We start from the raw sequence: 12,559 nt of genomic DNA on the forward strand, positions 1-12,559 counted from the left end.
CTTTAAAAAAATGACTTTCTCCGAAGAAAATTATCTAAAAGCCATATACCATCTTACGACCAGTCTCGAAAGCGAAGTGAGTACCAATGCTATTGCTGAGACTATGGAAACAAAAGCATCTTCTGTAACTGATATGCTTAAAAAATTAGCAGATAAAGGTTTGGTACATTATAAAAAATACCAAGGAGTTTCATTAACTGATAATGGTAAACTTACTGCCAAAATGATTGTGAGAAAACATCGTTTATGGGAAGTTTTTTTAGTTGAAAAACTTGATTTTTCATGGGATGAAGTTCATGATATTGCTGAACAATTAGAACACATCAAATCTGAAAAACTTATTAATAAGTTGGATGATTTTCTTGGAAATCCTACCGAAGATCCTCATGGAGATCCAATACCAGATGCACAAGGCAGAATTATTGCGATAGAAAAGCAATTGCTATCAGAATTAGTAGCGAATCAATCTGGATTATGTGTTGGTGTAAAAGACAATTCTTCTGATTTCTTAAAATACCTAGACAAACAGCAAATTGGTTTGGGAACTAAAATTGATCTACTAACTAAAGAAACTTTTGATTTATCTCTGAAAATAAAAGTGAATGGTGTAGAAATGGTTATATCTAATAAAATAGCAAGTAATTTATTTGTGAAAGTAATTTAAACCGAATGGATTTTTTATTTAAGTATTTCATAAATTTATGAAAACATCAAAATTTATCTCTCTTAGACTAGAATGACCTAGTTTTAATTTTAGGCATAATTTTTGATTTAATGGTTATATATAATTCTTACCAGTTAAAAATTATTAGGTTTTGTTTCCTATATTTGTTTAGTTATTAGATAATAACTATTAAAAAATTGCCCTTTTAACGTGTTTATTAAATTACTTATTTTAAAAATTAAACTGTTATGAAAATAAGATTTTTATCGATTTTAGTATTAATTATGAGCTTGTCTGGATTGACGGCTTTTTCTCAGACTGGTGATTCTAAAGGTGAATTAGGTTTGCCTGGTGATAATTTAGATTTATATGCTGTTTTAGACCTTTTTCAAAAATCAAAGACTATCGAAGACTTTGAAAAATCATTAAATGATGAAAAAACTAAAATCAATAATTTGGATTTAAACGATGATAAAAAAGTTGATTTTATCAAAGTTGATACCAAGAAAGACGGTGATGATTTTACATTTATTCTTAGAGATCCAATTAGCAAATCCGAAACGCAGGATGTAGCTGTAATTTTGGTATCCAAAGACAAGAACAAAAAAGTTTCGCTTCAAATTGTCGGTGACAAAGAATTGTATGGAAAAGATTACATTGTTGAGCCTGCTCCAAAAGGAAGCGGTGGTGTGACTGCTAATCCTGGTTATTCAGGTTCCGATCCGGTTACTGTTAGTGTTCCTGCTTCAACCACTACAGTTGTAGTCGAGCAAGCACCAATTGTACAATATGTGTATTCGCCGGCTTATGTTCCTTATTATCCTCCTTATTATTATGGTTTTTATCCTCCATGGTTTGGATTTGCGACTGTAATGGCAGTTGGTATTTACCGTAGCAATCATTGGGGTTATCATGGTGGAGGTTATGGATATCATAATACGAATGTTATTATTAATAATAATAATTTCAACAATTATAATAATAATAGCAGAAACAGAGCAAATAATATATCGCACAACAACATAAACAGTGGGAATAGAAATAATATAAATAACGGAAATAGAAACACGGCTTCGACACGAGATGCTAATAGAAATTCGGCTTCAACTCGAGATGCTAACAGAAATTCTGCCTCAACTCGTGACGCTAACAGAAACTCGGCTTCAACTCGTGACGCTAGTAGAAATTCTGCTTCTAGCAGACCTTCGACTTCGAATACATCTTCAAGACCTTCGTCTAATCGTTCTAGTTCAGGTTCTAGTTTCAGTGGCGGCAGCAGTGGTGGATTTCGCTCAAGCGGCGGCGGCGGCGGATTTCGTTCTAGTGGCGGCGGAGGCGGCGGTTTTAGAGGCGGCGGAGGAAGACGCTAATTCTTTACTGTAATAAGGCGCTTTTGAGCAAATATTTTGAAAAAGTTTAATTGGAGCCTATCTTTATAAAATTACCCTGTCAGCGTTTTAAAAGCTGACAGGGTTTGTTTTTTTGATTGCTTTCGTAAGTAGGCATAGTTTGCAAAATCGCCAATAGGGTACTTTATATTAAATGCTTATATTAAAGAAATTCATCAAAATTCGAATCAATATAAAAGTTATGCTTAATGGAACTATAATTGACAGAATAATTTTATTCTTTTCATAAAGTTTAAAACTTAAAGTTAACGAACCAATTAATACAAATGGATAGCTATTTATAAGAATAACAGATCCTAAAGCAATTATTATATTAGGATTATCCAGAAGGAAAAATGAAAATAAAAAAATTATTGGCCATACTAATATTGGAATTAAATTTATGCCATTTAGTAACTTTAGCCAAAGAGGAGTTTTCTTAGCAAGAATTTTAATATTCCAATTTGTAAATTCTAATTTCATATTTATTTGATTATCATTTATTAGTCAATCGCTTGGATAGGTAAAAAAATCTGTTGGGTATGATAGAGTGGATTTGCAATCCGTGCCCTTTCCAATTGTCAAGCATAGCTTGTTTTTACTATCCTTTTTTATCACTGTTTTTAGTTTTGCCGATTTACTTTGTGGGCACGGTTTGCAAAACCGCGCTATCGAACAGGGAAATTTAATACATATCAGAGCGATCGGGTTTATTCTCCAATACCAAATTTTGTTTTTAAAATTAATCCTATTTTAGTATTCTTAACAGCTTTAACCATATTATCTAAACCTCGAACCATTATATAAAGTCCTCCTAGTAATTTAATATTAAATTCTAAATTGAATTCTATACTCGAATAATTAAATCCTAATGGCTTAAATAATGCCAAAATTGCAATAACACCAACAACAAGTTCAAAAACACCATAACTCAATCTTTGTTTTTCTCGAAATACAAAAAGGAGTAAACCAGTAAGCAATGTAAGAGCAATAGTTCCCCATATATTTATAGTGGAGATAATTATTGATAAATTTTCATAGATTATTTGGCTAACACCTGCAACTAAAGTTCCATAAATCAACTTAAGTGCAAAGTTTTTATATTGTTTTTGCTCGTAATTTTGGATGTCAAGTTTAATTGCAGAATTAAAATTATCATGGTCAAAATGTTCTAACATTGCGTCACGTTCTTCTTGACTCAAGACTTCAACTTGAATTTCTGAAGCCACTTTCATCACCACTTCATCAAGTGTAGCAATTTTCACGTGATCACCTTCTTCACGATATTCGGCTACTGCACCGAAAAGCGAATAATCACCTTCACTTAAAAAATGTTTTTTTAATGAAGGAAAGTCATTAATACTATGTTTGTTTTCGACAAGTAATAAAGTGCCTATTTCTAGAGCTTCATCTATAATTTCATGGAGCAGGCTATCAGTAGATTTTAATGCAGAATAAAGTTCCATCAAGGTACCTACTGTAATGACAAGTCTTGTTTCGGGCATATTTATCCCAACAAATTTGGGATATCTAATAATAATGTTTGAGTCTAATAATATTGTTGTCATTTTCGCTGTTTTAAAAGCTTGCAGGTAACTTGTACATACTCGCTACAAAGTAGTAACAATCTACCCCTAGTTGGCTGTATATACGATGGCTTGTTTCGTTTTATATTTTATCAAATATATTATTTTCTATAAACAGTGTTTAAATTTTCACTGACCTTACCCCACTTTATGAATCTTGTTATACACTTCGAGTTGTATTTGCAGGGTTTCTATTTGTTTTTCTTTCTCGGCGAGTTGGGCTTTGAGTAGCTTTTCTGTTTTGGTTTCATAAGCTATGCCGAGTCTTTCGCCCAGTTCCATCACGAAATTATGTTCTGTAACCTGCGAAACACGCCATAGTATCGCAAACTGAAAGGAAGATTGCTTAAAATATCGGTTAAGGGTAGTAGGCAGTATTTCCAAAAAATCGGATACCTTTTTCTTTTTGATTTTATTCTGCTGAATGTGCCAATTGATAAAGTTGCCCAAGGCTGGCGGATCATTATCTCGTTTTTGCAAATACTGTTTATCGGGTTCCATTATGTCTGTCATAACTTGTTAGCGTTTAACAAATATATAGTATTTTTCATATAAATAATGCTTTTTGACAACAGAGTTATAAAATAGGAGAATTGAGTTGGTCATTATGCATAACTGAATTAGTATAGTTGAGAATAAGGTTATAATATCTGAGAATTCAGTTAATACATATAACAACATAGTTATTAATTAGGATAACAAAGTTGGTCATAAAGGCTAACTTAGTTCTCTAATTTGAGAATAAAATTATCAAATAAGAGAACTTTATTGGTTATTAAGGCTAACAGAATCGAATTAGAGTGTACCAACTGAACATAAAAAAAACGCTCTCTTATACAGAAAGCGTTTTTGTTGTTTGCTACTACTAGAAATATTAGTTCGGATTCACAGCAGGAAGACCTGGACCTCCCTGACCTGCAAAGCGTTGTTTCAACTGGGTTACAATCGCGTCACTCCCCGCAACTCCTGCCTCCGAAGCGGAACCAAAAAGTTTGTATAGTGTAAGTGCTGAGGTATAAGCTTCGCTGCCCGCCAGTAATTGAGTGTCTTCCAGTTTTTCGAGTAACTGCTTGGTTACGCCAATGATTTCGTCCAGTTGCGAAAAAAGCAATAGATCGCTTTGCATGTTCGTTACCGATACATACGAAGGAATTAATGCAGCATTGTTTACTCCGGCATTAATAGCATCCTCGGTAAAAGCTTTGTTGGTAACGTTTATTGCAGGCAGGGCAATACGCTCCTCAGTAGTCAATCCTACCAGAAAAGGCAGGTTGGTAGCAATAGTTTGTAATGCAGTTTTTACCGCTGTGATTTGTGCAGTAGTTGCAGCGGTGTTAATTCGGTTGTTGGTTAAATTCGCCATAGTCTAAAATAATTAATGATTTTTATCTAGGCTAATTTAAAGTTTTTATTTACAAAATAAATATTTATTTAAGTTTTTTCTTATTTAATGTCATTTAAAAAATATAGGTAAATCTAATTATTTATTGTCGCATCGAGAGAAATGTCATTAAGTTAAGCGTTGTTTTTCTCGCAAAGGCGCAGAGTCGCAAAGTTTAGAACCGTTTTCTTTGCGTCTTCACGCCTTTGCGAGAGTTACATTTAGAAAAAACATAGTAATATCAATTAGAAATATAGAGAAGTCTAATTGTTTTTGTCAAATCGAGCGCAGTCGAGATTCAATAATGGTTCTCGACTGCGCTCCTGACAATAAGACCATTTTATATATCTAAATCAGCCTTTAATTTTTGCTAGAGTATTAGTATGCTTTTTTTAAAGTGTCTTTAGCAATAACCAAACTATCTTTTTGGATTACATTTTCGGGTTTTAAAGCAATAGGTCTAACTTTAGATGGTTTTATTTTCTGAGTAATCACCACTGCATCATTTAGCACAAAAGGAGTTGGCATCATCCAATCTTCTCTTGGAGTCGTTGCAAACAAAGGATTCGTCATTAAATCAAAAGAACTTTCCATAACATCCATATCTAATATAGTGGCTCTGTTGATTGTAAATTGTAATACCAGTGGTTCATTATCAATAACATAATAACTCAACAGTTTTTTGCCATTTCGTTCTAGTTCCGTTCCTTTTTGACCTAAAGTAGTGGTGCCATTGGCTTTAAAGTTGAAGAATCTCATGATTTCATCGGCAAAAATATCATAGCGATTTACTTTGCGATTAGGTGTGATTTTTATTTTTAAATACCTTTTGTAACCTATAACACTATCCGTTAAAAAAGTAATGGTAGGCCTAGCTATTGTTTTGACTGGCGTTTCGGAAGCATAGGTAAACTCTGAATTGTATTTGCTAAACAATTTTAAGTTATTCAGCGTTCTTGCACTTTTCGGATTTTCGCCCAAATACCCTTTTGTCCAAGAATCCAGATTAGTGTCATAAGTAGTCCAATAGGCTCTGTTTTTATCCGCATTATAAAGATATACCATGCTATTCGATTTCGCTTTTCCAGACTCATAACCAGATTGGTATTGTGCTTTCGCAAAAAACAAAACAGCAACTAAAAAGAATAATAAGGACCAAACGCCCTTTTTATGAAAATCTCCCAAAAGAGGCAACAGAATTACAAAGGTCAAAACAGTCAAAATTGCACTGCCAAATAATACCTTTAATCCTAAGCCAATTGGAAACATCTCGATAAACGGAACAATAATCAGTAAGGCTGGGATGCCACAAATAAGGTTTATAATCCAATTGGATCTTTGGCTAAAGATAAAAATAGCAAAAGCAAGCAAACCAAAAAACACTGGAATAATCAGGAATCCTGCGCCAGGCAAACTATTTGCTAAAAATCCATTAAGTACAATCCAAAAGGTTAGCGGAATCACATAATGATTCATCGTTACTTTTCGTGCCGAAGCTATTTGATAAAAGAAAAAACAGATGGAAATGCTGAGCAATACAAAGCCAGTAATATAATCCTGTCCGTTGTAGGTAAATCCATTAAGCAAATCATTGTATTGTGGATTTAATAAAAGTAAACCTTGCCATCCATAATACGTAATCGATCCTGCAACAATCAAAGCGCCCAAAAACGGGAAGAAACCTTTCATGATATCCTTTAGCTTCAATATGCGTTTTACTTTGCCTAAAAAGACCAATAGAATAAGTAAACCAAAAGCGATAAGCGTCATTGGAAATACCCAACTAAAAGGATAACTGATAAAAGTAAATGGAATCGTAAAATAAACGTAATCTTTATCGGCAACCGTACTGTTCAAATTTGCATTAGCGAAATGAGTTAACAACGGCATTAAATAAGAACCTTGATGTTTCAAAGAGTTTTTGTCCAAATGATCCACATCATCCTGTTGCGTATGATAGTTGTAATGTCCGTCGATAAAAGCAAAATTAAATCCTTGAATATCGCCTTGCTCTCTAAAAACCGTTAAGTCGGTATCATTAGGCAGCATTTTGTAAACACTATACATCAAGGAATTTGAAACTGGATAATTCGCACCAGCTTTTGCAAATTCATTTACCAAACCTGCATTTCCTTTGTTGGTTTCCATCAACATATAGCTTGGTCCAGATGAACCACGAGCTTCAAAATTGATGACCAATCCTACTTGTTTTGCCCATTGGTGTTGCGTTACAAAAAGGGCAGCGCCATTCAAACCTAATTCTTCTGCATCTGTAAATAGTATGATGATGTCGTTTTCATTTTTGGTTTTAGCATTCAAAAAAGCACGAACACCTTCCAGAATCGTTGCCACGCCCGAAGCATCATCACTCGCACCATGAGAAAATGAATGGGGAGCACTGTCATAATGCGATAGTAATAATAAGGCTTTGCCGTTTGCCGTTCCCTTAATACGGCACATGATGTTTTTGGATTTTACCAAGTTGCCCCAATCACTCAGTGTAAAACCTTCCTGAATAGCAGGTTCCAATCCTAGTTTTTGTAATTCTTTAATGATATAGTTGGCTACAACTTCGTGGTTTTGAGTCCCTACATAATGTGGTTCTTTAGTCATTGCTGTAATATGTTCCAAAGCTCGGCTCGTCGAAAACTCCGTAACTTTTTCTTCCTCATTTGGCGACCAGGAAGGCGTTAAGAAAGCAAACAAAAACGTCAAAATTCCGGTGATGAGAACAGCAACAATAAGAGAAGAGTAATTTTTTTTCATTATTTAGGGGTATTAAATGTCTTTTTTAACAAGCATATAGTAATCATTTTCCAAAACCATATAGCCTTGGTCATACAGGAAATAGTAGGTGTTTCCCGATTTGGTATTCAGAATACTGGTGAAAAACTCAAAATCAAAACCCTTGCTCATTAATTTAGATCGAGTTGTTTTGGATTTTCCTTCCACATTTAGCTCCGACAAAATTCGGTAATTTTTACGCAATTTGTTATTGATATTGCGCATATAATTCGTGCTATCCTTATTTATTTTATTGTTATAAGCATTTCGGCAACCATCGCTACAGAATTTCTTATCCTCGCGACCAACGATTGCATCACCGCATTCAAGACAGGTTTTCATATTCGGCTATTTATAATTTATAAATTCTTTGAAGCATAAAATAAAGCTTTTTTAGGAAACATAGGGATCTCCCAATGTTATTAACTTAAGGATTTCTGTCTAATTTTTTTAAAATCTAACTCTCGCAAAGGCGCTAAGACGCAAAGAAATCGATTCTGTATTTTGCGTCTTAGCGCCTTTGCGAGACCAATTGAAGCCTTAACTTAATGATATTGGATTCAACCCCAGTTATCAAGGTACCAATCTTTCTTGTTGCTAAAAAGCGAGATAAGAAAAGACTTTGCTTTCCATCGGCTATTTAGTAAGTATTCCTTTTCTTAAAACTTCCCTTTATAAGCTATCGCTTGTTCTATATGTGCCAAATGGTGGTTGCAATGCCAGGCATAAACGCCAATTGTTTCGTCTAAGCAAGATGTCTTTTTGTTTGCAGGATGTGTAAATTGTCTTTTTAATTCCTTTTCGCCAAAGGATTTCAAAAGAATGATCCAACGAGCATGGACCCCTTCTATAATTTGAATAGAAGGCAAAATAACATCTGAATTGCCATCTGCAAGTTCAGCCCATTTATCTTCTTCGTATGGTTTTATGGTGGGAACATCTTCAGTCAACGCCAGTTTAAATCGGACAAAACTATTGATGTGACTGTCGGCACAATGATGAACGACTTGTTTTATAGACCAACCGTTTGGTCGGTAAATCCAATTCAATTCTTCAATAGAAAGATTTTCGGTTAGCTTTTTTATTTTGCTGGGAAAATTTTCAATGGTTGCTATCCAGTTTTTTAAATCATTTTGAGATATAGTAACTGGTTTTTGAAATTCTCCAATAGGGAATCTTAATTTTTCTAGGTTAAAGTGGTTTTCCATTATGTTTTACTTACTCTTTTAATTTCGTATAAATCGGTTCTTCGGTCTTTTAGGATTCGGGCACTTCCATGTTCGTGGAGTTCTTTCAATAAATTTAAATCTACATCAACAATTAATGTCATTTCGGTATTTGGAGTAGCTTCTGCTTTTATACCAGTGCTTGGAAATGCAAAATCCGAAGGTGTAAAAAGTGCCGTTTGCGCATATTGAATATCCATGTTATTCACTTTTGGGAGATTTCCAACACAACCCGCAATAGCAACGTAACACTCATTTTCGATAGCTCGGGCTTGAGAGCAATGTCTTACCCTTGTGTAACCACTTTGGGTATCGGTCAAAAAGGGTACAAATAAAATATTCATTTCTTCATTGGCCAAAAGTCTGGAAAGTTCTGGGAATTCAACATCATAACAAATCATAATTCCTATTTTTCCGCAATCAGTATCAAAGGTTTTAAATTGCGAACCACCTTTCATTCCCCAATGCAGTACTTCATTTGGTGTGATGTGAATTTTATAATACATCTCAGAAGTTCCGTCTCTTTTGCAAAGAAAACCAACATTGTACAAGTTGCCATTTTCTAAATAAGGCATACTTCCAGAAATGATATTGATGTTATAGGAGATAGCAAATTCTTGAAATTTTTTGCGAATCGGGTCTGCGTATTTCGCTAATTCTCTAATGGCTTCTGGTTCTGATAAATGATTATAATCCGCCATTAATGGAGCAATAAATAATTCAGGAAATAGTGCAAAATCGCTTTTGTAACCCGATACGGCATCAATAAAAAACTCAGCCTGTTCAAATAAAGCATCCAAATTAGCTAATGGACGCATTTGCCATTGAATCAATCCAAGTCTGATAACGCTTTTTGTAGTATTTATTAATTGTGGACTTTCGTTATAATACACATTATTCCATTCCAATAATACAGCAAAGTCTTTGGAATCAAGATCGCCTTCCAAATAGTTTTTCATAATTCGCATCACGTGAAAATCATTACTCAACTGAAAATTTAGAACAGGATCGTGTATTTCCTTTTTTTTAACTTTTTCGATGTATTTTTTAGGCGTTAATTTATCAGCATGTTTTTTATAATTTGGAATTCTTCCTGCAAAAACAATTCCTTTTAGATTTAGTTGTTCGCACAGCTCTTTGCGAGCACCGTACAATCTCCTACCTAATCGTAGTCCTCTATAGTCAGGATTGATAAATACATCAATTCCGTATAATATTTCCCCTTTTGGGTTGTGGGTGGAGAAGGTGTAGTTCCCCGTTATTTTGGCATAATTTGGGTTTTTATCTACCAGAATTTCATCTACAATAAGCGATAAAGCGGCGCCTACTACTTTTCCGTCAGCTAAAATAACCAATTGTCCTTCAGCAAATCGTTCTAGTAAATTTTCAATATCTGGCTGTTTCCAGTAGGGATTTTCCATTTCTGGATAAGCCTGAATCATTGATTTTTTCAACTCTTTGTAGTCCTCAATCATCAGATTTCGCAATTCTACTTTTTTGATTTTTGTCTGCATAAAGTTTTGATTTATATCAAATATAGCGAAAAATTTCCATTTACAAACGGTTACAATTAGTTACAACCGAAAGTAAATAGTTTACAACCGAATAATTTTTTTGAGTTGTCACATCTTTGCCATATCGAAATGAAACAGAGCAATATCAATGTCAATTGCAATATCAATAATTAATTATATATACACTAACATTTAAATTTACACGCCATGAATGCAATGAAAAACAGAGTACAGTTAATCGGTAACGTAGGTAATGATCCAGAAATCAAAAATCTTGACGGGGGAAGAAAAGTAGCGCATTTAAATATTGCTACAAACGACAGTTACAAAAATGACAAAGGAGAACGAGTAGAACAAACCGAATGGCACAGAGTTGTTGCTTGGGGAAAAACTGCTGAAATCATTGAAAAGTTTGTAACCAAAGGAAACCAACTAGCATTAGAAGGTAAATTAACTAATCGTAGTTACGATGACAAGAACGGAGAAAAACGCTATATCACCGAAGTTGTGGTTAGTGAGGTTATGTTGTTAGGGAAGTCTGCTTAGTTCACAGATTTTAGAATTGCTTTATCTTCAATATTGTCATGCTGGCTTATGTCCGCAATAGTTAGGCAATCTATGTAAATCTGAATTGATCAAAAAAAAAATAGGCTGTCCTTTTGGGCAGCCTATTTGCTATAAGAAGTAAAAGGTAATTATTGAACAATCACTTTTACAGTTTTTTCACCTTCTTCTGATTGCAATTTAACGATGTAAACACCATTTTTTACATCTAAACCTGAATCTTCATTTATATCAGCTGATTTTACTAATGAACCAGTTAAGCTGTAAATAGCTACGTTAGTTTTTGATTTAATGTTTGAGAATAAAACTTTGTTATCTTTAGAATAAACTGTTATATCAGATTCTTTACTGAAAGAGTTTGTGCCAAGAGTTCCTCCTTTTACAATTTTATAAATGCGGAATGCAGGGGTACCAGCTACAAGGTTAACATTTCCGTCAGCAGTTACTGTAAGATTAACTACTTTGATATCACTCGTTCCTGTTGAAGTAGTAGCAGTTGTTGTTGTTGTATTAACAGTACAATTTGATGGAAACGATGCGACAACAGCTGCAGATGCTCCTGCTCCTGATGGATCTGCAAAAGCTTGAACAGGAGCTGCTGTAGCACCCTTCGCAGAATATTGAACAGCTATGTTTTGCCCTGCAGTACAGCCTATAATGGTGATAAAAACATCTTTTCCACCTGCTTGAAAATACCCTGCATCTAAAAATTGAATATTACTAGTAGTCCCAGAATTTTTGTAGCCAAATTCTAAACCAGGAAAACCTGAAGCAAGTATAGTTGCAGCTGTTCCTGTATTATAAGTGGGTCCAAATTTTTTAGAAGTAGCGGTATTAGTTACATCCGGAGCAATTGTTGCAGAATTGTTTGAAGAGACAGTCCCTAAGGTTGTAGCCGCAGTGGAAAAATCCCATGTTTGAGCATTAATAGATGCCGCTGAAAACAGCACAATAGAAGTTAAATAAAGTAATTTTTTTTTCATGATATAATTTTTTAGTTTTTTTTTGGAATTACACGTTGTAATCGATTACATAAAAGTAATTATAATTTTTAATAGTGCAATTTTTTTTTCATTTTTTTTCATTTTTTTTCATTTTTCATTTTTTTGTTATTAATTTTTTAAATAAACAGTGTTTAAAGGCTTTTACGAGTCTTTTTAAGTTTAATTTATTGTGTACTGCTTAGTGTTTTTTGTTATGTTACTTCAAGACGGTACAATTTTGCAAAAAAAAAGAAGAGTTCCATCATTGGAACTCTTCTTTTTCAATATATTAACTAATACTGTGGTTCATTATAAACCAACAGTAAATGAATATTTATGTCTGTAATTTTATGTTAATTAGGATTAGGCTGTTTTTTTAAGTAAATCAAACATTGGGCAACGACTGCAACGTTTCTTTTCGCTTTTCTTGAATTTTTCGCAACAGCTAGATTTACAGTTTAAAGGTACT

Annotated in this window: 12 protein-coding genes; 3 read left to right on the forward strand and 9 right to left on the reverse strand. The window is 33.8% G+C overall.

Annotation, left to right across the window (positions count from 1 at the left end; translation table 11 throughout):
• Positions 1-10: 10 nt before the first annotated feature.
• Together ACUN3A_RS09505 and ACUN3A_RS09510 are read left to right on the forward strand one after the other, a co-directional pair.
• Positions 11-664, forward strand: a complete 654-nt coding sequence (locus ACUN3A_RS09505; RefSeq protein ID WP_445551051.1) for a metal-dependent transcriptional regulator — start codon at positions 11-13, stop codon at positions 662-664.
• Positions 665-912: 248 nt separating this feature from the next.
• Positions 913-2,034 (forward strand): hypothetical protein, encoded by a 1,122-nt coding sequence (locus ACUN3A_RS09510; protein WP_445551052.1) that lies wholly within the window; start codon positions 913-915, stop codon positions 2,032-2,034.
• A 168-nt stretch (positions 2,035-2,202) separates the two neighbouring features.
• On the opposite strand, the gene ACUN3A_RS09515 is transcribed toward ACUN3A_RS09510, so the two are convergent.
• The 8 genes from ACUN3A_RS09515 to ACUN3A_RS09550 all read right to left on the reverse strand — a co-directional run bounded on the left by ACUN3A_RS09515 (position 2,203) and on the right by ACUN3A_RS09550 (position 10,543).
• Positions 2,203-2,535, reverse strand: coding sequence for a hypothetical protein (locus tag ACUN3A_RS09515; RefSeq protein ID WP_445551053.1), 333 nt, complete (start codon positions 2,533-2,535; stop codon positions 2,203-2,205).
• A 227-nt stretch (positions 2,536-2,762) separates the two neighbouring features.
• A complete protein-coding gene (locus ACUN3A_RS09520) occupies positions 2,763-3,620 on the reverse strand; it encodes a hypothetical protein (protein WP_445551054.1) in 858 nt (285 codons plus the stop codon).
• A 156-nt stretch (positions 3,621-3,776) separates the two neighbouring features.
• The gene (locus ACUN3A_RS09525) at positions 3,777-4,151 is read right to left on the reverse strand and encodes a transcriptional regulator (RefSeq protein ID WP_445551055.1); all 375 of its coding nucleotides are present in this window, start codon (positions 4,149-4,151) and stop codon (positions 3,777-3,779) included.
• Positions 4,152-4,512: 361 nt separating this feature from the next.
• Complete coding sequence (locus ACUN3A_RS09530; protein WP_445551056.1) at positions 4,513-5,001, reverse strand: hypothetical protein; 489 nt, start codon at positions 4,999-5,001, stop codon at positions 4,513-4,515.
• Between the two features lie 396 nt (positions 5,002-5,397).
• Positions 5,398-7,785, reverse strand: coding sequence for a M28 family peptidase (locus ACUN3A_RS09535; protein ID WP_445551057.1), 2,388 nt, complete (start codon positions 7,783-7,785; stop codon positions 5,398-5,400).
• A gap of 12 nt (positions 7,786-7,797) precedes the next feature.
• Positions 7,798-8,145, reverse strand: coding sequence for a hypothetical protein (locus ACUN3A_RS09540; RefSeq protein WP_445551058.1), 348 nt, complete (start codon positions 8,143-8,145; stop codon positions 7,798-7,800).
• A gap of 317 nt (positions 8,146-8,462) precedes the next feature.
• The gene (locus tag ACUN3A_RS09545) at positions 8,463-9,011 is read right to left on the reverse strand and encodes a YfiT family bacillithiol transferase (protein ID WP_445551059.1); all 549 of its coding nucleotides are present in this window, start codon (positions 9,009-9,011) and stop codon (positions 8,463-8,465) included.
• On the reverse strand, positions 9,011-10,543 hold the full coding sequence (locus tag ACUN3A_RS09550; protein ID WP_445551060.1) for a GNAT family N-acetyltransferase: 1,533 nt from the start codon (positions 10,541-10,543) through the stop codon (positions 9,011-9,013). Before ACUN3A_RS09550 ends, ACUN3A_RS09545 begins: the two co-directional genes overlap by 1 nt.
• A gap of 207 nt (positions 10,544-10,750) precedes the next feature.
• Here ACUN3A_RS09550 and ACUN3A_RS09555 point away from each other — a divergent pair, with 207 nt between their 5' ends.
• Entirely contained in the window at positions 10,751-11,089 is a 339-nt protein-coding gene (locus tag ACUN3A_RS09555; protein WP_445551061.1) for a single-stranded DNA-binding protein, read from the forward strand.
• A 149-nt stretch (positions 11,090-11,238) separates the two neighbouring features.
• Here the strand turns inward: ACUN3A_RS09555 and ACUN3A_RS09560 are convergent, their stop codons facing one another.
• Complete coding sequence (locus tag ACUN3A_RS09560; protein WP_445551062.1) at positions 11,239-12,090, reverse strand: T9SS type A sorting domain-containing protein; 852 nt, start codon at positions 12,088-12,090, stop codon at positions 11,239-11,241.
• Positions 12,091-12,559: the final 469 nt, after the last annotated feature.

The organism is Flavobacterium sp. WC2509 (assembly GCF_052683105.1).